The 24561-nt window shown below is 68.1% G+C and carries 18 protein-coding genes; 8 read left to right on the top strand and 10 right to left on the bottom strand.

Going from position 1 to position 24561, the window contains the following annotated elements; translation table 11 throughout:
* Positions 1-96 precede the first annotated feature (96 nt).
* Positions 97-570 carry an Lrp/AsnC family transcriptional regulator gene (locus tag QF040_RS25685; protein ID WP_013544210.1) on the top strand — a complete coding sequence of 158 codons (474 nt, stop codon included), beginning with the start codon at positions 97-99 and terminating at the stop codon, positions 568-570.
* A 26-nt stretch (positions 571-596) separates the two neighbouring features.
* On the opposite strand, the gene QF040_RS25680 is transcribed toward QF040_RS25685, so the two are convergent.
* From QF040_RS25680 to mltA, 3 genes are all read right to left on the bottom strand, one after another.
* Positions 597-2609: a PhoX family protein gene (locus QF040_RS25680; RefSeq protein WP_429613362.1), complete on the bottom strand. Its 2013-nt coding sequence runs from the start codon at positions 2607-2609 to the stop codon at positions 597-599.
* Between the two features lie 229 nt (positions 2610-2838).
* The gene (locus tag QF040_RS25675; RefSeq protein WP_429613361.1) at positions 2839-5058 is read right to left on the bottom strand and encodes a PhoX family protein; all 2220 of its coding nucleotides are present in this window, start codon (positions 5056-5058) and stop codon (positions 2839-2841) included.
* Positions 5059-5299: 241 nt separating this feature from the next.
* Complete coding sequence (gene mltA, locus QF040_RS25670) at positions 5300-6448, bottom strand: murein transglycosylase A (protein WP_429613360.1); 1149 nt, start codon at positions 6446-6448, stop codon at positions 5300-5302.
* Here mltA and QF040_RS25665 point away from each other — a divergent pair.
* The 3 genes from QF040_RS25665 to QF040_RS25655 all read left to right on the top strand — a co-directional run bounded on the left by QF040_RS25665 (position 6447) and on the right by QF040_RS25655 (position 8116).
* The gene (locus QF040_RS25665) at positions 6447-6608 is read left to right on the top strand and encodes a hypothetical protein (RefSeq protein WP_429613359.1); all 162 of its coding nucleotides are present in this window, start codon (positions 6447-6449) and stop codon (positions 6606-6608) included. The two genes, mltA and QF040_RS25665, sit on opposite strands and share 2 nt — an antisense overlap.
* Positions 6609-6805: 197 nt before the next feature.
* On the top strand, positions 6806-7465 hold the full coding sequence (locus tag QF040_RS25660; RefSeq protein WP_042577385.1) for an OmpA family protein: 660 nt from the start codon (positions 6806-6808) through the stop codon (positions 7463-7465).
* A gap of 84 nt (positions 7466-7549) precedes the next feature.
* The gene (locus tag QF040_RS25655) at positions 7550-8116 is read left to right on the top strand and encodes an OmpA family protein (RefSeq protein WP_429613358.1); all 567 of its coding nucleotides are present in this window, start codon (positions 7550-7552) and stop codon (positions 8114-8116) included.
* A 4-nt stretch (positions 8117-8120) separates the two neighbouring features.
* Here the strand turns inward: QF040_RS25655 and QF040_RS25650 are convergent, their stop codons facing one another.
* The 4 genes from QF040_RS25650 to QF040_RS25635 are packed head-to-tail and all read right to left on the bottom strand — an operon-like array spanning position 8121 to position 15841.
* A complete protein-coding gene (locus QF040_RS25650; protein WP_307600640.1) occupies positions 8121-8747 on the bottom strand; it encodes a response regulator transcription factor in 627 nt (208 codons plus the stop codon).
* A 37-nt stretch (positions 8748-8784) separates the two neighbouring features.
* Positions 8785-10842 carry a two-component system sensor histidine kinase NtrB gene (locus QF040_RS25645; RefSeq protein ID WP_429613357.1) on the bottom strand — a complete coding sequence of 686 codons (2058 nt, stop codon included), beginning with the start codon at positions 10840-10842 and terminating at the stop codon, positions 8785-8787.
* 5 nt (positions 10843-10847) lie between these two features.
* Positions 10848-11663: a carbon-nitrogen hydrolase family protein gene (locus QF040_RS25640; protein ID WP_429613356.1), complete on the bottom strand. Its 816-nt coding sequence runs from the start codon at positions 11661-11663 to the stop codon at positions 10848-10850.
* A complete protein-coding gene (locus QF040_RS25635) occupies positions 11660-15841 on the bottom strand; it encodes a YhdP family protein (protein ID WP_429613355.1) in 4182 nt (1393 codons plus the stop codon). Before QF040_RS25635 ends, QF040_RS25640 begins: the two co-directional genes overlap by 4 nt.
* Before the next feature lie 25 nt (positions 15842-15866).
* On the opposite strand from QF040_RS25635, the gene glnE reads away from it, so the two are divergent.
* Both glnE and QF040_RS25625 read left to right on the top strand, forming a co-directional pair.
* The gene (glnE, locus tag QF040_RS25630) at positions 15867-18671 is read left to right on the top strand and encodes a bifunctional [glutamate--ammonia ligase]-adenylyl-L-tyrosine phosphorylase/[glutamate--ammonia-ligase] adenylyltransferase (protein WP_429613354.1); all 2805 of its coding nucleotides are present in this window, start codon (positions 15867-15869) and stop codon (positions 18669-18671) included.
* On the top strand, positions 18664-19821 hold the full coding sequence (locus QF040_RS25625; protein ID WP_429613353.1) for a septal ring lytic transglycosylase RlpA family protein: 1158 nt from the start codon (positions 18664-18666) through the stop codon (positions 19819-19821). Before glnE ends, QF040_RS25625 begins: the two co-directional genes overlap by 8 nt.
* A gap of 3 nt (positions 19822-19824) precedes the next feature.
* Here the strand turns inward: QF040_RS25625 and QF040_RS25620 are convergent, their stop codons facing one another.
* The 3 genes from QF040_RS25620 to QF040_RS25610 form a co-directional block, all read right to left on the bottom strand.
* Positions 19825-20286 (bottom strand): carboxymuconolactone decarboxylase family protein, encoded by a 462-nt coding sequence (locus tag QF040_RS25620; protein WP_429613352.1) that lies wholly within the window; start codon positions 20284-20286, stop codon positions 19825-19827.
* 95 nt (positions 20287-20381) lie between these two features.
* Positions 20382-21263 carry an RNA polymerase sigma-70 factor gene (locus QF040_RS25615; RefSeq protein WP_429613351.1) on the bottom strand — a complete coding sequence of 294 codons (882 nt, stop codon included), beginning with the start codon at positions 21261-21263 and terminating at the stop codon, positions 20382-20384.
* Positions 21264-21346: 83 nt separating this feature from the next.
* Positions 21347-22204, bottom strand: a complete 858-nt coding sequence (locus QF040_RS25610) for a ferritin (RefSeq protein ID WP_041943094.1) — start codon at positions 22202-22204, stop codon at positions 21347-21349.
* Positions 22205-22334: 130 nt separating this feature from the next.
* Between QF040_RS25610 and QF040_RS25605 the strand changes: the two genes are divergently transcribed.
* Positions 22335-22949 (top strand): glutathione peroxidase, encoded by a 615-nt coding sequence (locus tag QF040_RS25605; protein WP_429613350.1) that lies wholly within the window; start codon positions 22335-22337, stop codon positions 22947-22949.
* A gap of 293 nt (positions 22950-23242) precedes the next feature.
* A complete protein-coding gene (locus QF040_RS25600) occupies positions 23243-24550 on the top strand; it encodes an NAD(P)/FAD-dependent oxidoreductase (protein ID WP_429613349.1) in 1308 nt (435 codons plus the stop codon).
* The last annotated feature ends 11 nt before the right edge of the window (positions 24551-24561 follow it).

Raw genomic sequence — 24561 nt, 5'->3', positions numbered from 1 at the left:
TTAAGCCGGTGTGCGGAAAATTAGCTACTGGCGCGGGCAATTCCACGCTCTCATCGCGGCATAAAATGCCGCCACTTCTTCATTTCGAAGCATTTCATGCAACTGGACGCCATCGACCTGCGCATTCTCGACGAGCTGCAACGCGACGGCGCGCTGTCGAACGTGGAGCTCGCGCGCCGCGTGCACCTCTCGCCATCGCCCTGCCTCGCGCGCGTGAAGATGCTCGAAGCCAATGGCGTGATCGATCGCTACGTGGCGCTCGCAAGCGCGAAGGCGCTGGGCCTCGGGCTCAATGTGTTCATCTCGATCAGCCTCACGACGCAGAGCAAGCAGTCGCTCGCCGACTTCGAGCAGCGCATCGCCGAGCACGACGAGGTGATGGAGTGCTATCTCATGACCGGCGACAGCGACTACCTGATCCGCATCGCCGTGGCCGACATGGCGGCGCTGGAGCGGTTCATCATGGAACAGCTCACGCCGATTCCGGGGATCGAGAAGATCCGCTCGAGCTTTGCGTTGAAGCAGGTCAGATACAAGACGGCGCTGCCGTTGCCGGCAGCGCCGTCCTGAATCGAATCCGGCTTTGAAAAGCTGGCTTACTTCGCGAGCTTCGGCTGGATCGGGTCGGCCGTGAGGTAGCCGACGACGGCGCTGAAGCCTTGGTTGTAGTTAGCCTTGACCAGCGGGCCGAGCGTGCTCTTCACATCGGCGGCAGCGGTCTTGATGAACTCGCCCGGGTGCTGGAAGTTGCTCATGATGTAGGTCCAGCCATTGATCTCATCCACCGCGTGAAGACCCGTGCATTCGGCGCCGGTCGGGGTCGACAGGATGCGCGACAGCTTCTTCGTGTCGACGTTGTAGGCCCACAGGAAGTTGTTGACGTGGTTGCCGCTGTCTTCGCCGATGAAGAGGGTGCGCATCTTCTCCGAGAACTTGATGTTGTCGGGGCTGGCGATCTTGTCTGCGTGGGCGTTGTTGCCAAGGTTGTCGGGGGTGTCGAGATCCTCGCCAACGATCAAGGCCTTGGTCTTCACGGGCACCCATTCGCTGTTGATCGCGGTGCCGCCGGTGTCCTTCTGCCCACCGGTCAGGTTGTGGGCCATCACGCCGCCGGCAACGAGGGCCTTGGCGACCGTGACGTTCAGATCTGCGCGCCACGCGGCGTTGTCCTTGACCATCGACGACTGGATGTTGGCCAGCGCGGAATACGCGATCTTGTCCTTCGCGTTGACGGTGGTGCCTTCCATCTTGGTGAAGGCCATGCTGGCGCCCACGAGGTTGGCGTAGCGGTGCGTCTCGAGGAATGCGGCGGCCTTTTCCATGCCGGGCACGAGCTTCACCCATTGCGCGACGCCGTCGGCAAAGATCTTCGTGTAGCTCGCGTCGGCCGGGTCGGCGAACTTCACATCCATGATGTCGGTCGGCGCAACGGTGTTGGCCAGCGCCTCGATCTCGGCGCTGGTGGCGTGGCCCAGCTTGATCCAGGTCAGGTCGGCGCCGGCGGCGGCCGGGTCGATCGAGAAGCCGGCGCCCACCTTGGCGACGTACAGCGTGCCGGCGGAGAGGTCCTTCTCCTTGTCGGCCACGAACATGAAGAGGCCGCCGTTGGTGTAGTCGTCGCCCATGAGCGCGGTGCGGTTGTCGGGCATCACCTGGATCAGCTCGTGCGAGATGCGGCCGAGGCAATAGTGTTTCTTCACGCTGCCGGTGCCGTCGGGGTTCACGGTGACTTCGGGCAGGTGGCCGTAGTGGTAGGCCTTGGCCGTGGTCTCGCTGCCGAACACGTTCTTGCTGTAGGCCTTGAACTGCGCATTGCCCGAGGCGGTGAAGGCGTCAGGTTCGTACTCTTCGCTCGAGAGGTGCGTGCCCCAGGGCGAGAGGCTCGCGCCGCAGGTGATCCACAGGCCGTGGGCGCTGGACATGTCCACGTTGTGGTACTTCACCAGGCTCAGCTTGCCGGTGGCCTGGTCCTGGTCGAGCGTGAGCACGGCGATCGGCGAGGGCAGTTGGCCGTAGGTGCTGGCACCAGCCTGGTTTTTCGTCGTGTATTCGAACTGGACCACCGCGAACACCGGCTTGCCCTTGACGCCGGGCACGCTGGCATTGGGCACGGTCAACAGCGAGCTGCCGTCCGGTGCGTCCGAGAAGAACTGGCGCTCCTTGCCGGCCACCGAGGCATCGATGATCGGCTTGTTGTTGATGTCGACGTAGCCACCGGCGAGCACCTTGCCGCCCTTGCCGTCGGACACCATGTCGCCGGTCAGGAAGAACGGCTGGTAGGCCAGCTTGTATTCGGTGGAGCTGCCGTTGTCGAACGACACCTTGAGCGTGGAGCCGACCGTGGTGGTGGCCATGGCGGCCGCATCCGCGAGCGACGGCGCGGCCATGCTGCCGAACTCGGCCGAGACGAAGTTGGCGGCGGGAGCCGGTGCCGGTGCCGGCGAAGGAGCGGGCGCTGGGGGAATGAACGGGAAGCTGGTGCCGCCGCCACCACCGCCGCCGCAGGCAGTGAGGAAGGCAAGGCCGCCGAGCGGCAGCATCGGTGCGGCACCGAGCAATTTGAGGGCGTGACGGCGCGAGGCGCCGGACTGCGCCTTGGAATCGGACATGGAAATTCTCCCGAGTTATCGTGGGTGTTGCGGGTGGATGACCGTGCAGCCTCTCTCGCTGCCGGTCAGGCGTGAACCTTAGTTATCCACTGTGACGACGGCGTGCATCGCTCATGACAAAACGATGACGCCGCACGCACGCGAACACGACGACAGCCGCGTGTCGTCGTCCACATTCGGGAGCCGCACGCGTGGACCGGCGAGGCCGGTCCACGGTGCCTGGCTAACTTCAGACGCCGATCAGGCCGCCGTCGTTCTTCGTGATCACCACCGTCGCCGAGCGCGGACGGGACGTGCCGCCGTCCGGCCAGTGGCTGATCGGCGCCTTGATGTCGCTCGTGCCTTCACCCGGATGCTGGATGTTCACGAACAGTGCGCGACCGTCGCCTGATTCAGCGATGCCGGTGATCTCGCAGTCCTTCGGGCCGACCAGGAAGCGGCGCAGGCCGTCAGTGCCAGGCGCCTTGCCGACGAAGGTCGCCTGCGTCGCGGTGGTGCCGCCGTCCACGTTGGTGATGGTCTTCGCAGCGCCGTCGCCGACCTTGCCCGGCAGTGCCGCGAGCAGCATGCAGTTGGTCACGTCGGTGTACTTGCCGTCGTCGGTTTCCAGCCACAGCAGGCCGGGGGCGGCCTCGCTGAACCACATGCCGTCGGGGCTGGAGAAGTCGTTGTCCGCGCCCAGGGCCGACAGGTTCACGTCGGCCGACGCGCTGGAGCGTGCGCCGAAGAGGTAGCAGTCCCAGGTGAAGGTCACGGCCGCAGGGTTGCCGCCAGCGTCGGCGAAGCGAACGATGTGGCCGTTCGGGTTGCCCTTCTGCGCGATGCCGTTCCTGGGATCGTTGTACGAACGCGGGTTGGCCGCGTCGGTGCCGCCGACCGGGCGCGCCGAGTTGTTGGTGAGGGTGAGGTACACCTCGCCGTTCTTCGGATTCACGGCCGTCCATTCCGGGCGGTCCATCTTCGTGGCGCCGGCCGCGTCGGCGGCGTGGCGCGCGTTGATCACCACGTCCGCCGCGTCGGCGAATGCGTATTTGGCGTAGCCCGAAGTGATGTTGTTCACGCCCAGCTTCAACTCGAGCCAGTTGCCCGTGCCGTCGGCGTTGAACCTGGCGACGTAGAGCTTGCCGTCGTCCATGTACTTGTCGCCGGCCGCGATGCCGCCGCCGATGTCGGCCGCATCCCACGCCTTGGTCGAGACGAACTTGTAGAGGTACTCGTTCTGCGAGTCGTCGCCCATGTACCAGACCAGCGGCTTGCCGACCACGACCGGGCCGAGGCAGGCGCCTTCATGGCCGAAGCGGCCGAGCGCGGTGCGCTTCTTGGGCGTGCTGGCGGGCGTGAAGGGGTCGATCTCGACGACCCAGCCGTAGGTGTTGTGGCCGTTGCGGAAGTCGTCGGTGGCGGTGGCGCCGATGACTTCGGTGTTCCAGCGGCCGTAGAGGTTGTCGGCGGTGTCGGGCGTGACGGTCGCCCAGAGTTCGCGGCCGTTGCTCGCCACGCCGTAGCGATTGAAGCTCGCGATTTCCTTGGCGCTGCGCTTCGGATCGTCGTTCGCCTTGATGCGGCGGAAGTAGCCGGCCCAGTTCTCCTCGCAGGTCAGGTAGGTGCCCCAAGGCGTGGTGCCGTTGGCGCAGTTGTTGAGCGTGCCGCGGGTCTTGCTGCCGTCGGTCGAGTACTTGGTCTTCAGGTAGTCGGTCTTGGCGGCCGGGCCCGAGAAGGTCATCTCGGTCAGCGTGTGGACGCGGCGGTTGAGGCTCGAGTCCTGCTTGTAGGTCCAGGTGTTGCCGACCTTGTTGACCTCGATCACGCTCACGCCGTGCAGGTAGAACTCGCGCAGCACTTCGTCGGCGACGGTGCGCACGCCGCCCACTACCGTTTGGCCGGCGGGGTGCAGGAACAGCGGCGTGATGGCTTCGTGGTTCATCACGAGCAGGCCGCGCGATGCGCCGGCCGGGTCCCACTTGTTCGACGCGTTGATGCCGAAGAAGGTCATGCCGTCGTGGTGGTCGCCGGCGCGGCGGTCGTAGGTGGCCGGAGCGTCGGTGCCGTCGTTGGCATAGGCGGGCACGCCGGCGGCGATCGGGTCGCCGAGGCGGTAGAGCACGCTGGCGGTGTAGCCGGCGGGAACGGTCACCACGTCGTCCAGGCTCTTGGCCACGGCATTGAAATTGAGCTTGAGCGGTGCCTGCTGCGCGGGCGGTGCGGGTGTCGGTGCCGGCGGTGCGGGCGCGGGTGCCGGGGGCAGGATCGGGAACGAAGTGCCGCCACCGCCACCACCGCCGCAAGCTTGCAGCAGTGCGGTGCCTGCAGTGCCGACGCCCAGGCCGAACAGATGGCGGCGGCTCAGGCGCGACGCGATCAGGTCGGTGAACGAGGGGTTGGCGGTGGGGTTGGTGCCGATATCGTCGAGATCGATCCCGGATTCGTCGGAACGGGTGTTTGCGGTCATGCGCAATTTCTTTCGTGGGTTGAAGAAGAAGACAACCCGCGAAGCTAGGCACTTCGTATGACACTCCCGTGAATTGATCAGGTCCCCGTCAGGTTGAATCTGGCTCGCCCCCAGGCTCCGCGCACTTCGTGTCGCTTCTCCTACCCCCTACCGGGGGCAACACCTGAGGCCCGGCAAAGCCGATTCCTCGGTGTTTCTGGAAAGGGAAGGACGCGCCCTTTGGGGGCCCCTCCCTTTGAGTTCAGGGCGCGGGGAGTTGCCTTGGCCACAGGGCCCACAGGCGCAGCGGCTGGTTCACGCTCGCGGCCAGCCGGCCCGCATCGGGGCCGGTGCCCGCGAAGTAATCGGCGCGCACCGCGCCGAGGATCGCGCTGCCGGTGTCCTGCGCCACCACCAGCTTCTGCAGTTGCGCCGCCGGCCCGCTCGAGACGAGCCACACCGGCGTGCCGTAGGGAATGCTCTCGCGGTCGACCGCGATCGAGCGGCCCGCGGTGAGCGGCACGCCCTGCGCGCCGCGCGGGCCGAAGGCGGCATCGACCTCGCTCATGGTTTCCTCACGGAAGAACACGTAGCGCGGATTGCTCCACAAAAGCTGCGGCACGCGCTGCGGGTTCTGCACGGCCCAGGCCTTGGTGTCGTCGGGCCACTTGCCGACCTTGCTCACGCCCTGGCTCATCAGCCACTGCTGCACGCTGCGATAGGGCTGCTCGTTGGTGGCCGAGAAGGCCACGCGCACGGTGTGCTGGTAGCCGTTGGCCTCGGTGATGCGCAGGCGCCCCGAACCCTGGATGTGCAGCATCAGCGCATCGATGGGATCGGCCATCCACGCGATCTCGCGGCCGCGCAGCGCGGCCTGGGCTTCGGGCAGGGTCTCGATTTCCTGGCGCGTGTACCAGGGCCGCTTGGGCACCAGGCCATCGGGCGCCTGGTAGAGCGGCACGTTGAAGGCGGCGCTCGGCACGCGCGAGGCTTCGTACACCGGCTCGTAGTAGCTGGTGAGCTTGCCTTCGCTCTGGCCCGCGAGCGATTCGACGCGGTAGGGCTGCAGCCGGTCGGTCATCCACTGGCGCTGCTCCTCGGGGGTCGCGATGGCCAGCTGGCGCACATCGCGGCACAGCGGCGCGAAGGCGGCGTTGGGGCGCACGCAGTTGGCGAGCAGCGCGATCCAGGCTTCGTGCAGCGGGTCTTCGCTGAAGCCCGGCAGCTCCGCCCAGCCGACGGGCACCCAGCGGCTCTTGGGGTGCGCGAGCGATCCGGTCAGCGGACCGAGCTCGCGCGGCGGGGTGGCGGAAGGCCGGGTGGGGGCGTCGGGCACGCGGGGGCCGACGGAACAGCCGGCGAGCGTTGCTACGATCGCAAGCCCGACCAGCCACTGGAGTCCATTTCTCATGGGTTTGATTCTGCTTGAAGCCCTCGCCGCGGGACTCGTGTTCATCTTGATCATCTGGTGGACCATGTTTTCCGGCCGCAGCAAGGGTGAATTGCATGACGACACGGAGGCCGAAGCCGACCGCGCGCCCGACGATGGACGCTCGCCGCCGAAACCGTGAATTGCTCGTGTAGCCCGCCGCCGCGCACCCATGTCGGAGAAGCGCCTGGTCGCTATTACTTTAGTAGCAATCATCGCAGCATGCACGCGCAATGGCGAAGGTTTTCTTATTTTCCGTAGGGCCTTGAACCCGTACCATCGCTACCCTCCCCAGCGCTAAGCTGTGCCCCGCTTGATTCAACATCGAAAGGGATCGCCATGAAAAAGTTCGTACTCGCCACCTGTGCCACCGCCATCGTCTTGTCCGGCTGCGCCGGCGGCATGACAGACACCCAACGCAACACCGGCATCGGTGCCGGCATCGGCGCACTGGGCGGCGCCGCCATCGGCTCGGCCACCGGCGGCAACCGCGGTGCCATCGGCACGGGCGCGGTGGTCGGCGCGGCAGCCGGCGCGCTCGGCGGCTACCTGTGGTCGCAGCGCATGGAAAACCAGAAGCGCCAGATGGAAGCCGCCACGCAGGGCACCGGCGTCGCCGTGACCCAGACGCAGAACAACGAGCTGAAGCTGGCCATTCCGAGCGACGTGTCGTTCGACGTGGGCCGCGCCAACATCAAGCCCAACTTCGCACCGGTGCTCGACCAGTTCGCCAGCGGCCTGCGCAACAACCCGAATGCCGAGGTGCGCATCATCGGCCACACCGACAGCACCGGCTCGGACGCCATCAACAACCCGCTGTCGGTCGACCGTGCCACCAGCACGCGCGACTACCTGGTCGCACGCGGCGTGAACGCGGCGGCCTTCCGCATCGAGGGCCGCGGCTCGCACGAACCGGTGGCCGACAACAACTCCGACGCCGGCCGCGCGCAGAATCGCCGGGTCGAAATCTACGTGGGTGAGCGCGGCCCGCGCGGCTAAGCAGCCATCACCCACCGGGAAACCGGCCGCATCGAACGGCCGGTTCCCGCCATCGTTTTTATTGGTCCATAAGAGGGAAAACTCATGAGGAAGCTTCTAGTCTCGGGTGCAGCAGCAGCGGCTGCGTTGATGTTCATTGCAGGTTGCGCTTCGCAGTCCGCACCGCCGCCGGCACCCGCGCCGGCCGCACAGCCGGCAGCGCCCGCCAACAGCTGGACAGCGCGCCTGGCCGCACTGAAGTCCGACCTGGAAACCTCGACCAAGGGCACGGGCGTGGTGATCGAGCAGACCGCCGACAACCAGCTGCACGTGGTCATTCCGAATGAGCTGTCGTTCGACACGGGCCGCGCCAACGTCAAGCGCAACCTCGCGCAGGTGCTCGACAAGGTCGCCGAAGGCCTGAAGACCGCCACCGCCGCCAGCGTGCGCGTGGTCGGCCACACCGATGCGACGGGCAGCGAGGAAGGCAACGAGCGCCTCTCGGTGAGCCGCGCCGACAGCGTGCGCAACCACCTGGTGGGCCGCGGCGTGTCGACGACCGCCATCACGACCGACGGCCGCGGCTCGCGCGAACCGCTGGCCGACAACGGCACCGCCGCAGGCCGTGCCCAGAACCGCCGCGTCGAGATCTTCGTCGCGGAAAAGGCCTGATCTCTTAAAGATCCCGAAGTCGGTTCGCCAATTCGACGGCCGACTTCACTTCCATCTTCTCGAACACGCGCGCCCGGTGGACCTCCACCGTGCGCACGCTGATGGCCAGCTGATCGGCGATCAGCTTGTTCGGCAGTCCCTCGACCACGAGCCGCATCACGTCGCGCTCGCGGTCCGTCAGCTCGGCGATGCGCCCGGCGAGGCTGCGGCGCACGCGCTGCACCTCGAGCGCGCGCAGCGACGCACCGAGCGCCTGCTCGATGCGGTCGACCAGCGCGTTGTCCGAGAACGGCTTCTCGCAGAAATCGAAGGCTCCGCGCTTGACGGCATCCACGGCCGTCGGCACGTCCGCATGGCCGGTGAGAAAGATCACCGGCATCGCATCCAGCAGGCCGCGTTCGGCCAAGCGGTCGAACAGCACGAGCCCGCTGGTGCCGGGCATGCGCACATCGAGCAGCAGGCAGCGCGGCTGATCGGGCAGCGGGCCTTCCGCCAGCAATTGCTCGAAGGCCTCGGCGCTGCCGAAATGCTCGCTCGCCAGGCGGCGCGAGCGCAGCAGCCAGGCGAGCGCCTCGCGCACGCTGGCGTCGTCGTCGACGATATAGATGAGTCCATCGATCAGCGGTTGCATATCAACAATTCCAGGAAGAACGAAGGCCGGGAGCGCGTCATGTGCTCGGCAAGGTGAATCGGAAGATGGTGCCGCGCGGCCGGTTGGGCTCGTGCATGAGCGCGCCGCCGTGCTGCTCCACCACCGTGCGGCACAGGCTCAGCCCGAGGCCCATGCCGTCGGCGCGGGTGGTGAAGAAGGGCGTGAAGAGCCGCTCGGCCACGTCGTCGCTGATGCCGCAGCCGAGATCAGCCACCGAGAACTCGAGCCAGCGGCGGGCGTCGTCGGGGGCGGTGCTTCCGCCCACCGCCACGGCGCGCGCCACGCGCAGCCGCAGCACGCGGCTGCCGACGTTGTCGGGGCTGTCCATCGCCTGCATCGCATTGCGCGCGAGGTTCAGCAGCACCTGCTCGACCAGCGTGCGGTCGCACATGGCCGCCGGCAGCCGGTCTTCGAGCACCACCTCGATGATCACGCCGAGCTTGCGCGCCTGCAGCCGCACGAGCGGCAGCACCGCGTCGATGAGTGCCTGCGGCGCGACAGCCTCGCGCGTGCGGTCGCGCCGGCGCACGAAGTCGTGCACGCTGCGGATCACCTGGCCCGCGCGGTCGGCCTGCTCGGCGATGCGCTTGACCGCCATCGCGACTTCGCCCTGGTCGCCCTTGGCGTTCGGCCCGAGCAGGTTGAGCGAGCCGCTGGCATAACTCGCAATCGCGGCCAACGGCTGCGTGAGTTCGTGACTGAGGAGCGACGCCATCTCGCCAACCGTCGCGAGCCGCGCGCTGGCCTGCAGGCGCTCCTGGCTCGCGCGCGAAAGCTCCTCGATGCGGCGCTGCTCGCTCACGTCGATGAACGCGCTCATCCAGCCGGTCTGCACGCGGTGCGCGTTGATCAGCGGCGCCTCGAAGATCAGCACCGGAAAACGCGTACCGTCCTTGCGCATGAAGACCGATTCGAACCCCTCGCGCGGCGGCATACCGCCGGCCAGCCGCCGCGCCTGGCGCTGCTGGTATTCGTGCGCCAGCTCGGTGGGCCAATAGGGCGCTTCGGGTGCATCGGCGCTGTCGGCCATGAGCTCCTCGGGGGTGAAGCCGACCATCTCGCAGAAAGCCGGGTTCACGTAGGTGATGCGCCCCTGCAGGTCGCGTGCGCGCAGGCCGGTGATGACCGAATCTTCCATCGCCTTGCGGAATGCGAGCGCATCGGCCAGGTCGCGCTCGGCGCGCAGGCGCATCCGCGTGTCGCGCGCGAGCAGCACCAGCACCGACACCAGCGCGATCGAGATCGCGGTGACCAGCGCCGTGAGCATGTTCGGGAACAGGTCGGGCGCGGCGCGCCAGCCGTCCACACGCAACATCAGCGCGGCGCCCGGCAGGTCGATCAGCTGCTGCGAGGTGAAGACGCGCGTGCCGACGCGGCGCGAACTGCCCAGCGCCACCAGCCGCGTGCCGTCGGTCTCGGTGAACGCCACTTCCTGCCCGCGCGTGAGCGTGGGGCCGACGAGTTCGATGAGCGCATCGCGCAGCGAATAGCTCGCCACGAGGAAGCCGCCGGCGTCGATCGGCACGCAGAACTCCATCACCTCGACACCACCGCCGCCGGCAATCGGCACGTAGTGGCTCGGCGAGTACGCGCCCGCGCCGAGCTTGCGGGCGGCCGCGCAGGCCAGCATCACGTCGGACTGCTCGGGGCCGCGGCTCGCCTCGTCGAGAAGGCGCATGCGGTAGGGCGTGTTGATGGCCTCGACCGGCCGCAGCGCGGCATCGCGCCATTCGAGCCGGAGCCACTCGCGGTGCTCGCGCAGCAGGGCGGCCGCGGCGTCGTTCCATTTCGCGCGGTCCGTGCCCGGCGTCTGCGTGGCGCGCAGGCTCTGCGCATTGCGCTGGAAGCCGCTGCGCAGATCGGAGACGGCGTCGGCGGTGTCGCGGTCGAGTTGCGCCTGCACCTGCTCGACCTCGTGCCGACCTGCCAGCCACACCACCGTGACCAGCAGCACCGACACCAGCACCGCAAGCAGCAGCCACAAGAACCAGCGCTGCCACAGCGAGCGCATCCGCACATAGGCGGATCGCGCCCACCGCGGCGGTGCGACGGTCAGCAGCGCATCGGAGGACATCGCGGCTAAAGCACGCAGTGCGACAACACGGGCAGCTGCGCGCGCGTGCGCTCGATCTGCTTCGCGTCGATGTCGAACAGCACCACGCCTTCGTCGCTCGCCTGCTGCGCCACCACCGTGCCCCAGGGATCGATGACCAGCGACTGGCCCCAGGTCTGGCGGCCGTTCTCGTGCGTGCCGCCCTGCGCGGGCGCCACCACCCATGCGAGGTTCTCGATGGCGCGGGCGCGCAGCAGCACTTCCCAGTGGGCTGCGCCCGTCGTGCGGGTGAAGGCGCTGGGCACCAGCAGCAGGTCGGCGCCCTGCTTGGCGAGTGCACGGTACAGCTCGGGAAAGCGCAGGTCATAGCAGACGCTCATGCCGATGCGCCAGTTGTGGCCGTCGCGCGAAGGCAGGTCGAACACAACAGGCTTGGCGCCTGGCGCGATGACACGGCGCTCGTCGTAGCGCTCGGTGCCGTTGTCGAAGAAGAAGAGATGGATCTTGTCGTAGCGGGCCACGCACTGGCCGTCGGGCGAGAAGGCCAGCGAGCTGTTGAAGACGTGCTCGGCATCGGTGCTCTCGATGGGCAGCGTGCCGCCCACGATCCAAAGGCCGAACTCGCGCGCCGCATCGGCCAGGAAGCCCTGCACCGTGCCCGCGCCGGCTGTCTCGCGCAGGCCCAGCTTGTCGGTGTCGCGCGCGCCCATCATGCAGAAATACTCGGGCAGCACCGCGAGCTCGGCGCCCGCCGCGGCGGCCTCGGCGAGCAGGTCGTGGGCGCGCGCGAGGTTGGCTTCGCGGGCGATGGCCGACACCATCTGGATGGCTGCGACTTTCATTGCGTGGTCTCCGTTTTCTTGCCTTCTTCCGCGGCCGCGGAACCGGTCCGGCCCGGCGATCCCGGCAAGCCCGGGAGGCTCGGCATTTGCAGCGAGCGCGGCACCTTGGCTATTTTGGGGTCGGCCCAGGTGCCCTCGATGTGGAACTCCTGCGTGGCGGCGGCGGCGAGCGGCTTGCTCAGCACCCACTGCGCCAGGAAGGTGCCGAGGCCGATGGCCGGGTTGATGGCGGTGGCCACCAGCGCGGCGGTGCCGGCGTTGATCTCGGGCACCACCACCACGCGCAGGTTCTGCGTCTCGCGCACGATGTCGGCCGAGCCGTCCATCAGCGCCGCGGCGTTGACGCCCTTCATCTGCAGGTTGTTGGTGCTCGCGATGCCTTTGTTGATCTTGGCGTCGCCGCGGATGAAGTCGAAGGCGAAGCCCTCGCTGAACACGTCGCGGAAGTCCAGCGTGAGGCGGCGCGGCAGTGCCTGCAGGCTCAGCACGCCGAGCAGCTTGGCCAGCCCCGGATCGGCCTTGAGGAACTGGCCCGATTCCACATCGACCTGCAGGTTGCCGCCCAGGCTCGGATAGTCGAGCGAGAACGGCGAGCCGCGCCAGTTGACGTCGCCTTCCATCCGCCCCTTGCCGCGCCGCAGCACGCCGGGCATGCCGAAGCGCGCGAGCAGGTCGCCGGCATCGGCGATGTCCAGCTTGAAGGTCATGGCGGTGCGGCGCTGGCCGGCGGCGGCGCCGGGAATGGCGGCCCAGGTGCCCTTGGCCGCGAAGCTCGCTTCGGGCATGGTGAAGGTCAGCTTGTTCAGCAACCACTCGCGGCCCGCGCCGCCCCGGTTGACCGCATCGATCTCGGCGCGGCCCAGGCGCTTGCCGAGCAGTTCGAAGTCGTCGATCACGATGTCCAGCGCGGGCAGCGTGCCGGGCTGCTCGTCGAGCAGTGCCTCGACCTGGGTCGCCTCGGACGGCGCGATCTTCAGGCGCGCGAGCCGCGCGTAGAGCCGGCCGGCCTGCGTGTGGCGGTACTCCGCGTAGCCGCTCAGTTCGGTGGCGTCGATGTTGGCGCGCCAGAGCGCCCCTTCGCGCGTGCCGCCCAGCACCACGTTGTGCAGCGTGCGCCCGGCAACGCCCAGCTGCTGCGCGCGCACCGCGATGCGCGTGGGCATGTAGGCCTGCGCGGCGTCCTCGCCGGCGCCAGGCGCTTCGCTCGGGGTGCTGCTGCTCGCGGCGGCGCCCAGGAGGGCATCCCATGCGGCGATGTCGAGCTTGTCCACGTTGACGTTCGCGAACACGCCCTTGTCGGGCAGGCTCGCGGTCTCGCCCGCCGAGAGTCCGACGCCGATGCTGCCGCGCAGCACGCGCGCCTCGGCACCCGAGATGTCGCGCACGAACTGCACCGCGCCGACGCGGCCCAGTTCCAGCGAGAGCTGGTCCTGCGTGGCGACAGTGGTGCCGCCCTGGCGGCTGTCGCGGGTCTCGCGCGCCAGCACCTTCTTCTCGATGCGCAGCGGCATCTGCTCCTCGGCCGTCTTCACCAGCGGCGCCGGCAGTTGCAGCGCAAGGCCTTGCAGGCTGCTCGTGAGCGAGAGCTCGGAGGCACCGTCGCGCACCGAGAACGTGGCCGCGTACGGCGTGCTGCCGGTGGCCTTCTCGGCCAGGCGCGCAAGCCAGTCGACCTCGCGCGCGCTGCGCAGGCCCTCGGCGGTGGCGGTGCCCTGCGCCTTCAGCGCGACCTCGCGGTTGGGGCCGGTGAAGCGGCCCTTGCCTTCGAGGCGGATGTCGCCGCCGAGCAGCTTCGCCTGCACGCCGGCCAGCGAGAACCCGGTCTCGGTGAAGTTCAGCGTGCCTTTGCTGTGCGTGAGCGAGGGCGCCTCGGGCACGACCTGCAGCTCGTTGTCGGCCAGTGCGACGCTGGCCTGTACCTTGGCGTTGTCCATCGCCGCGAGCGGCAGCTCCAGGTGCAGCTTGTAGTCGGCCGAGCCGGTGGCGCGCGCGGTGCGCATGATCTCGCCCGTCTCGCCGGCCAGCGGCGCGCCCACGCGCAGCACCTCGCCGAGCGGGCCCTTGGCCTGCACATCGACGCGCAGCACCTGCGCGTGGTGCGACAACTCGGGAATCTGCGCCTCGCCCTTGGTCACCTCGACACCGGTGGCGCCGACCAGGCGGCCGCGCGCATTGCGCACCAGCATGCTGTCGCGCTCGAACACCAGTTCGCCCGAGAGGCCGGTCAGCGCCGGCCACACCGGCGCGGGCGCTGCGCTGCGCGGCGACGCGGCTGCGAGCGAGGGAGGCACATAGGCGTAGTCGACATCCGCCACCTTGGCCGCGATGCGGAAGTCGCCGAGCTTCGGATCCTTGAACGGCATGTCGTGCAGATCGCCGCGCACACGGAAATCGACGGTGCTCGCGGTGCCCTTGGTGACGGCGTCGCGCACGTAGTCGCGGGTGTGCTGGGGAATGTCGAGCGGCAGGTAGCGGAACACGCGCGTGCCGTCGGCGCGGGTGAGCTTGCCCTGCAGCTCGAGCACGCCCGGGAAACGGCCCTTGCCGCTGGAGACGGCCGGGTCGCTGGTGCGCCAGCTCGCCTCGGCATCGCCCTCGGCGTCGGTATTGGCGAAGCGCAGCTTGGAAACCTGCAACTGCGCGTTGCCGTTGTCCAGCTTCCACTGAAGCTGCGTGGAGAGCCGGTCGATCGGGATCACGGGCTCTTCGAACACGCCCGGGAATTCGAGCGTGCCTTGCGCGATGGCCAGCGTGGCCGTGCCGCCGGCCTGCGTGGCGTCGAAGTCGACGGTGGCGCCGCTCAGGCCGGGCGTGCCGGGATGCGCGCGAGGAGGCGTGGCCGTGGCCGTGGCCGTGGCAGGCGTCGCAGGTGGAGCCGGCGTTGCCGGCGCCGGCTGCGAGGCCACGCGCAGGCCGCTCACGCGGCCGCGCGCCTGGTACTTGTCGGGCGCGCCCAGCGAGCCCTGCCAGCTCAGGTCGATGTGCTCGACCAGCCCGCGCGGCGCGTAGCTGTCGAGCACGCGGTGCGTGGCATCGCCCAGAGGCAGCCGGTCGGCGATGAGCGCGAGCGCGGCCAGGTCGAGCCGGTCGGCGCGCAGCGCGCCCTTCTCGGGCGTTCGGCCTTTGGCCGGCGTGTGCTGCAGCCAGAGGTTGCCGCCGGGCCAGCGCATGCCGTCCGAGGTGTCGAACTGCAGCGCGGTGGTCGAGAACTCGAGGGTGTCGTCGTTCAGCTGCCCCGCGAGGCGGCCGGTGACCGAGCGCAGCACCAGCGGCTGCAGGCCCTTGCCCAGCGAGGCATCGACGCGGTCGAGCCCCAGGTCGGCCGCGCCGCCCAAGAGCAGGCCGTCTTGCACGTCGGCCCAGAGGCGCACCGCACCGTTGCCTTCGCGGATGCGCGCATCGAGCGAGACGTATTGGCCGAGGCGCGTGACATCGATGTAGGGCAGGTCGGCGTAGATCTGGCCGTCCCACGTCTGCCAGTGGCCGGTGCGCACCGACAGCAACGGCTGGCGGAATTGCCCGCGCAGCGTGAAGCGCCGGCCCCAGCCGGCGGGCGGCGTGGCATCGAGCCGGAGGCCGTGGCGGCGGCCGCCGTTGCGCGCCACGAAGCGCACGTCGGTCAAAAGGAGCGGCTCGGCCCGGCGCTGCTCGTCGGTCCAGCGCACGGTGCCGCCTTCGATGACCAGCTCGCGCTGCGCGAAAAACCAGTCGGCGGCGCGGGTCTCTCCGGTCGTATCGGTGTCCATGTGCAATCCAGCCACATGGAGTTTTCCCTGAGCGTCGCGGCGCACGTCGAGCTGCGGACCCTCGATGTAGAGCTGCTCGAAACTGAAGCGCCAGATCGATCGCGGCGACACGCTGGCCACCACGCGCACGAGGCGAAGCGCCTCGCGCTGATCGGCATCCTGCAGCACCACGTCGCGCAGTTCGAAGGCGGGGAAAAGCCCCTCGGGGCGGGCGGTGATAGACCCGATGCGAACCGGCACGCCGATGGCCTTGCTAGCCTGTGCCTCCAGAGCGCCGCGGAAATCACCGATTCGCGGCACAATCCACGCGTGTAGGACAACGACTGACAGCGCCAGCAGAAGCCATGCAGCGATCAGCAAACCCAACAGCCAGCGCGCCGTCGCAGCGGTGATCTTGAGCAGACGTGAAGGGGAAGACGCCGTGTCGTTCATTGAGGATCGCGCTGTGTCGGGAATTATGACCGCCAGCATTCAGAGGGGTTCCACGGAAACCGATAGCAGTGTGAACCAGTTGCCAGCCACTTCGACGCAGACCGCAGAGGTCGCGCTCTCTTCCTACTCCCGTTTCGTACAGCGCCTGCGTCGCAGGTATGCGGCCGAGCTTGCATTGCTTCCCCCGGGCGAGCCGCGGCGCGAATCGATGGCCGTGGCCTTCGAGGCATTGCGCCAGCGCGGTGATGCGGTGGGCGATGCCTTGCGCATTGTCAGGCAGCTCGTGATGGAGCGGCTGGTCACGCTCGATTGCGACCAGCAGGCGCTTCTTGCGGTGGTGACCACCGCGGTCACCGAGCTCGCCGAATTCGCGCTCGATATCGCTTGCGCCGATGCCTGCCGCGAACTCGACGCGGTGCACGGCGCGCCGCTCGGCCCCGAGGGCCAGCGCGCGCAGCTCTGGGTGATCGGCATGGGCAAGCTCGGCGCGCGCGAGCTCAACGTGTCGAGCGACATCGACCTCATCTACCTGTACGACCTCGACGGCGAGACGAAAGGCGATGCCGACGGGCGCGGGCGCCTCGCCAACCAGGAGTACTTCTCGCGCGCCGTGAAGCGCATCTATGCGCTCGTTGGCGATACCACCGAGCACGGCTTCGTGTTCCGCGTCGACCTGGCGCTGCGCCCCAATGGCAACTCGGGGCCGAGCGTGGTCTCGCTCGATGCGCTCGAAGAGTATTTCCAGGTGCAGGGCCGCGAGTGGGAGCGTTTCGCGTGGCTGAAGAGCCGCGTGGTGGCGCCGCGCCACGTGGTGCTCGATGGCAATGCGCAGGGCCTGCGCGGTGCGGTGCTGCCCTTCGTGTTCCGCCGCTATCTCGACTACAGCGTGTTCGATTCGCTGCGCACGCTGCACCGGCAGATCCGCGAGCAGTCGGCACGGCGCAGCGCCGGCCGGCCCGAGCGTGCGAACGACGTCAAGCTCTCGCGCGGCGGCATCCGCGAGATCGAATTCACCGTGCAGCTCCTGCAGGTGGTGCGCGGCGGGCAGTTCCCCGAACTGCGCACGCGGCCCACGCTCGACGCGCTGCAGCGCCTCGCACGCGCCAACCTGATGCCGCAGGAAACCGCCGATGCGCTGGCCCTCGCCTACGAGTTCCTGCGCCGCGTTGAGCACCGCATCCAGTACCTGGACGACCAGCAGACCCATGTGCTGCCGGTGGCCGACGACGACCTGCGCTGGATCGCGCAATCGATGGGCTACGCCGACTGCTGCCCCTTCCTCGCGCAGCTCGACACCCACCGCGAGTTCGTCGCGCAGGAGTTCGACAAGCTGCTCGGCGGCGAAAAGCCCTGCAGCGGCAAGTGCAACGGCAAGAAGGCCTCGGCCCCCGCCGATCTGGTCGACCTGCTCGATGACCTGCCGCCCGTTTTTGCCGAGCGCATCCGCGACTGGTGCGAAACGCCGCGCGTGCTCGCCCTGCGCGAAGAAACCCGAGGGCGGCTGCGCCAGCTGGTGCAGCGCACCGGCCAGTGGCTCAAGGAGCCCGATGGCGACGGCCCGGGCCAGACGCCGCGCCACGTCGATGCGGCGATGCGCTGGGCCGACTGGATCGAACCGCTGATGCGCCGCGAAAGCTACCTCGCATTGCTGGTCGAACGGCCCGCCGTGCAGGAGCGCCTGCTGCGCCTGTTGGGCGCCGCGAAATGGCCCGCGCGCTACCTGATGCAGCACCCCGGCGTGATCGACGAGCTCGCGAGCGACGAGATGCTGTCGGGCCGCTTCGTGGCCGATGAGTTCGAGCGCGAACTCGAAGCGCGCCACGCGTCGCTCACCCGCACCGGCGAAGCCGACGAAGAGCGCCTCTTGAACCTGCTGCGCCATGCCCATCACGCCGAGGTGTTTCGCACCCTGGCGCGCGACGTCGACGGTCGCATCACCGTCGAGCAGGTGGCCGACGACCTGAGCGCGCTGGCCGACACCACGCTGCGCGTGACCGCCCGCTGGTGCTGGCCGCATGTGCGCAACCGCCACCGCGAAGTGCCGCAGTTCGCCATCATTGGCTACGGCAAGCTGGGCGGCAAGGAACTGGGCTACGGCAGCGACCTGGACATCGTGTTCGTCTACGACGATGACGACGAGCGCGCCGGCGAGGTCTATGCGGCCTATGTGCGCAAGCTGATCAACTGGCTCACGGTGAAGACGCGCGAGGGCGACCTCTTCGAGATCGACACGGCGCTGCGGCCCAACGGCAACTCGGGCCTGCTCACCACCAGTTTCGAGGCCTACGAGAAGTACCAGCTCCGACGCGGCAGCAACACCGCATGGACCTGGGAGCACCAGGCCATGACGCGCGCGCGCTTCGTGCTCGGCAGCGCGGACCACGGTGCCGAACTGGGCGCGCGTTTCGACCAGGTGCGTGAGGCCGTGCTGGTGTCGCCGCGCGACCGCGAGGCGCTCAAGGCCGAGATCATCGCGATGCGCGACAAGCTGCGCGGCGCACGGCCGGTGAAGGCCGGCCGCTTCGATGTGAAGCACAGCCCCGGCGGCATGGTCGATGCCGAGTTCGCGGTGCAGTTCCTGGTGCTGTCGTCGTCGGGCGAACACCCCGAGCTGATTCCGAACGTGGGCAACATCGCGCTGCTGCTGCGCGCCGAACTGGCGGGGCTGCTGCCCGAAGGCATCGGGCGCAGTGCGGCACGGGCGTATCGCGAGCTGCGCCGCGTGCAGCATCGCGCGCGCCTGAACGAAGAGCCGACACAGGTCACTCCGCCTGCATTGGCCGCCGAGCGCGACGCCATGCTGGCGCTCTGGAAGGCGGTATTTGGCTGACGGAGCCCGTGACCGCACGACCACCGCGCTGGCTGCGTGCGCGGTTGCCGTCGCCGTCTTCCTCGCCGGTTGCGCGAGCGGTCCGCGCAGCAGTGGCGGCGTAGCCAGCGGCCGCGACGGCCCGGGCACGAACATCCCCTCGGACCTGGACCGCGTGCCCGACGCCGAGCCCCGCATCGAACCCATCCGCAGCAGCGGCGGCACCAGCAAGCCCTACACGGTGCTGGGCCGCGGCTACCAGCCGATCACCGAGGACCGGCCGTTCCGGGAGTCGGGGCTGGCTTCCTGGTACGGCCGCAAGTTCCACGCCGCATCGACCTCCAGCGGCGAGCCCTACGACATGTACGCGATGACGGCCGCGCACAAGACATTGCCGCTGCCCAGCTATGTGCGGGTGCGCAACCCGGCCAACGGGCGCGAGGTGATCGTGCGGGTGAACGACCGCGGGCCGTTTGTCGACGGACGCGTCATCGACCTGAGCTACACGGCCGCGCTCAAGCTCGACCTCTTGCGCGGCGTCGCGCCGGTGGAGATCGAGCGGATCACGAACGAGGACATCCGCACGGGCGCATGGCGGCGCGATTCGGGGACCGCGTATGCGGCAGCTTCGCCGGCCCCGCGCGCAACGGCTGCGTCGGTGCCTGTGCCATCGGCCTGGGTGGCGCCGGTGGCGATGATGAATGGGCCGGCGGCTGCCACGATGCCTGTCGCACCGCAAACACCGGTGACGGCCATGGCACCTGTGGAACAACAGCAGCCCGTGGCGCAAGCAGCGCCGCAGGCCGTCGAAGCAGATGTGCCACCGCCACCGCGGCAGCCGATCGTGGTCACCGACCTTGCGCCGATGGCACCGCTCGACGTACCTGCAAGGACGCCGTCGGCAGCTTCAGCAGCCGCGCCGTCTGCAGCCTCGGCGACGGGTTTCTGGGTGCAGCTCGGTGCCTTCCGCGAACGCGACGGTGCGGAAACCCTGCTGAGCCAGGCCGCGCGCGGATTGCCTTCGCTGGCGCCGCAACTGCGCGTGTTCAGCGAGGCCGGCACGCATCGCCTGCAGGCCGGGCCGTTCGCCTCGCGCAACGCGGCCGGCGAAGCCGTCACGCAGTTGCGCGAGAGCCTGCGGATTGCGCCGATGGTGGTCGAGCGCCGCTGAAATTCAGTCCAACGCTTTCACCGCGACGGGCACGCGCATGCCGACGTTGATGCGGTTCCAGGTGTTGATCTGCGCAACCGCTACGGTGAGCTCGGCAATCTCGACATCACTGAACTGCGCCTTCAAAGCTGCGAACTCCGCTTCGCGCTCGTCGTGGTGATCGGCCAGCCGAGTGAGCGATTCGGCCCAGGCCAGCGCCGCGCGCTCGCGCTCGTTGAAGAAGCTCACTTCGCGCCAGGTCGCCAGGCTGTTGATGCGCTGCCATCCCTCGCCCTGCTTGCGCAGATCGCGCACGTGCATGTCGAGGCAGTAGGCGCAGCCGTTGATCTGCGAGACGCGGGCGAAGACGAAGTCGAGCGTCGTCTTGCCGACGGTGCTCGCGTCGATGCTGGCGCTGACGGCCAGGATCGCTTCGAAGGTCTTGGGGATGGTCTTGAACCAGTTCAGGCGGGGGGTCGTGTTCATGCGAAGGCTCCAGTGGATGGGTTGAAGAAAAAATCTGCTTCCTACCCACTGAAGACGGGCCAGCCTTCGGCCCTGTGACACGCCGCGCGAACTATTTATTTCGAGGCGAAGCGCTGCGCGATGCGGGCGAGCTTGTCGGGATTGCGCTGCACACGGATGCGCGCGATGCGGTCGTCCTCGATCTCGAAGGTCTGTGCCGATTCGAGCTCGCCGTCGATGAAGCGCAAGAGGCCCGGCTCGCCGTTGATCTCCACCAGTTCCATGCGCACCACCGGGCCCATGCGGCGCCAGAGCGAGTAGTAGAGCTGCGCGAGGCGCTGGTTGCCGGTGAGCACCTTGCTGAACGACTGCACCTTGCCGCCGCCGTCGCCGATGAGTTCGACCTCTTCGGTCATCAGCGCCTTCAGGTCCTGCATGCTGCCGCGCGCGGCGGCATCGGCGAAGGCGCGCAGCAGGCGCTGATGGGTTTCGCGCGAGACCTGGTAGCGCGGGCGGGCGTCCTGCACCTGCGCCTTGGCGCGGTGCACCAGCTGGCGGCAGGCGGCCTCGCTCTTGCCGAGCGTGAGCGCCACTTCGTCGTAGTCGGCCTCGAACACCTCGCGCATCAGGAAGGCGGCGCGCGCCTCGGGGGCGAGGCGCTCGAGCACGGCGAGGAAGGCAACCGAGATGTTGTCGGCGCGCTCGAGCGATTCTTCGGGCGTGTCGGGAGATTCGGTCAGCGTGGGTTCGGGCATCCAGGCGCCGATGTAGTGCTCGCGCTGGACCTTGGCGGCGCGCAGCCGGTCGATCGACAGCCGCGTGACGACTGTGACGAGCCAGGCTTCGGCGCTGTCGAAACCGGCCTTGTCGGCCTCATGCCAGCGCAGCCAGGCGTCCTGCACCACCTCTTCGGCCTCGGCAACGGAACCGAGCATGCGGTAGGCAATGCCCTGCAGGCGGCGACGGTGGCTGTCGAAGGTGAGGGTCGGGTCGTCCATGCCCGATTAGACGTTCGGCGCCCGCGGGTTGTGACACCGGCCGCCCAAAAAAATCGCCCCGGATTGCGGGGCGAAGTTTCTGGTTATGCGCCTTGGTACTCGGGCTTGGGCCCCAGGGTGGCGGCGACTTCCTTGCGGTACCGGTTCAGTTCCTGCACGGTCTTGAAGCTGCGATTCATCAGGAGACTCAGGTTGTGCAGGATGCGCTCGCCGACCTTGGTTTCCCAGACGGCATCGAACTTGATCTGCTTGTCGAGCCAGTGCTCGAGCCAATCGGGGTCGGGCATGCGGCTCTGGATGGTGTCGTTCGGGAACAGCGCCTTGTTCACATGCAGGTTGGTCGGGTGCAGGGCCTGCGCGGTGCGGCGGGCGCTGGCCATCAGGACGCCGACCTTGGTGAACGCGGCACGGGCCTCGTCGCCGAACTTCTCGAGCGCGCGCTTCATGTAGCGCAGGTAGGCGCCGCCATGGCGGGCTTCGTCCTGGCTCAGCGTGGTGTAGATGTGCTTGATGACCGGCTCGGTGTGCCACTGGGCGGCACGGCGGTACCAGTGGTTCAGGCGGATCTCGCCGCAGAAATGCAGCATGAGGGTTTCGAGCGGGGGGGCCGGGTCGAAATCGAAGCGCACTTCGTGCAGTTCGGCTTCGGTGGGCGCGTGCTTGGGGCTGAAGCGCTTGAGGTACTCCATCAGCACCAGGGAGTGCTTCTGCTCCTCGAAGAACCAGATCGACATGAAGGCGGAAAAATCGCTATCGTGGCGGTTGTCGCGCAGGAACATCTCGGTGGCCGGCAGCGCCGCCCACTCGGTGATGGCGTTCATCTTGATGGTCTGGGCCTGCTCTTCCGTCAGCAAGGAAGCGTCGAACGACTGCCAGGGAATGTCCTTGTCCATGTCCCAGCGGACGGATTCGAGTTGTCTGAAGAGTTCCGGATAGAGCATCAAAGTCTTTCTATGGCCGCCGATTTTAGTCGGCCCGTTTGGCGCGCCCATGACAGACGCGCGATGATGCGAATACGTGCGCCGTAGCGGCACGGATGCACACCCCCCACTTTTGAACCAGGAGCCCGCCATGCGAACCCTTTTCTTATTGTCGACGCTCTGGCGCTGCACACCGGCGGTTTCCCTCGTGGCGGCGCTGTTTACGGCGGTTCCGGCGAGTGCCCAGACACCGCCCGCCGCGCCCGCTCCGGCAGAGGCTGCAGGCTGCCCCGCCATCCTTCAACACACCTTCCCACGGCTGCAGGACGAAAAGCCCCAGACTTTGTGCCAGTACTCCGGAAAGGTGGTCCTGGTGGTCAATACGGCGAGCTTCTGCGGCTTTACTCCGCAATACAAGGGCCTGGAAGCGCTGGACCTGAAATACCGCAACCGCGGGCTGGTGGTTCTGGGCTTCCCGTCGAACGATTTCTCCCAGGAATCGGGCTCCAACAAAGAAATCGCCGACTTCTGCGAAAGCACCTTCGGCGTGAAGTTTCCGATGTTCGCCAAGTCGTCGGTGCGCGGAACGGACGCCAATCCGCTGTTCAGGCAACTCGCCCAAGCCTCGGGCACCACGCCGAAATGGAATTTCTACAAGTACCTGATCGGTCGCGACGGCAAGGTCGTCCAGGCGTGGTCGAGCATGACGGCGCCGGATGAAAACGGCTTCGTGAACGTCATCGAGAAGCAGCTCGGGACAAATTAAGACTGACCAGTTCGCAAAAAAACGAATCGGTAATATTATTTACCGATGCGTCCAAACAATCGTGAACTGAACGTCACAAACGTTTACCACTGCACCGGGAACCGGGCCACGGGAGCCGCGCTCATAATTTGCGTGGGTGGTCAACGCCCACCAGTTTTCATGTTGCGAGGTCTTCCAGGCGCTTGCCGTCTGGTCGAAATCCCGAGGCGATTCTTCTCCTCCTCCCTCCCTCCCTCCTTCGCGTCGGGGCGCCTCGCAGCATTTTTGTATTCCCGCCGGAACCGGGGCCCGCGATGACGCGGCCCCTTCGAGTCGCCGTCATCGGCGCCGGCATCTCGGGACTGGCCGCGGCGCACACCCTTCACGATTCGGCCCGCGTCACCCTTTTCGAAGCCAGTGACTACTTCGGCGGCCACGCCCACACGGCAACGATCGAGCTGCCACGCTCTTCAGCCGACACGACCCCCGTCCCTCACGGCGTCGACACCGGCTTCCTGGTCTACAACGACCGCACCTATCCGAACCTGATACGCCTGTTCGCCGAACTCGGCGTCGAGACCGCGCTGTCCGAGATGTCGTTCTCGGTCCAGGCCACCCGCGACAACGGCGGCCGCCTCGAATGGAGCGGCAACAACCTCGCCACCGTCTTCGCCCAGCGGCGCAACCTCGCCGACCCGCGCTTCCTCGGCATGCTGGCCGACCTTTTGCGCTTCAACCGGCTGACCACGCGCATCGCCCAAGCCGGCACCGAGGGCGAGCTGGCCCAGCCGCTCGGCGATTTCCTGGACGCCCACCGCTTCGGCGCCGCCTTCCGCGACTGGTACTTCCTGCCGATGATGGGCTGCATCTGGAGCTGCTCGACCGCGCAGATGCTGGCGTTCCCGGTCGCGACCATGATCCGGTTCTGCCACAACCACGGCCTGATCCAGATCGCCAACCGGCCACAGTGGCGCACGGTGCGCGGCGGCTCGCGCCACTACGTCGAGAAGATCGTCGCGGGCCTGGAAGACAAGCGCCTGCGCACCCCGGTGCGCCACGTCACCCGCACCGACGACGGCGGCGTGCTCGTCGCCACCGACGTCGGCACCGAGCGCTTCGACCACGCGATCCTCGCCACCCATTCCGACCAGTCGCTCGCCATGCTCGGCGACGCGAGCCCCGCCGAAGCCGCCGTGCTCGGCGCAATCCGCTACCAGCCCAACCACGCCGTGCTCCACACCGACGCCTCGGTGCTGCCGCAGCGCCGAGCGGCCTGGGCCGCCTGGAACTACGAGCGCGCGGCGGCCAGCGAGCGCGAATCGGGCCGGGTCTGCCTGCACTACCTGCTGAACAAGCTGCAGCCGCTGCCGTGGGAGCAACCGGTGATCGTTTCGTTGAATCCGGTCGGCGAGATCCAGCGTAGTCAGGTCATGGCCGAATACGACTACGACCACCCGGTGCTCGACCTTGCCGCGATCCGCGCGCAAGCCGAGGTGCCCGCCCTGCAAGGCCAGCGCAACACCTGGTTCGCCGGCGCGTGGATGGGCTACGGCTTCCACGAAGACGGCCTCAAGGCCGGCCTGGCCGCGGCCGCCGGCCTGCGGGCGAGGTCTGCGGCGTGACCCAGGAGCGC

Origin of the sequence: Variovorax sp. W2I14, assembly GCF_050435205.1 — a bacterium.
Classification (GTDB): domain Bacteria; phylum Pseudomonadota; class Gammaproteobacteria; order Burkholderiales; family Burkholderiaceae_C; genus Variovorax; species Variovorax paradoxus_C.
The sequence above is the reverse complement of the archived record's forward strand: the minus strand, read 5'-3'. Positions and strand labels throughout refer to the sequence as shown.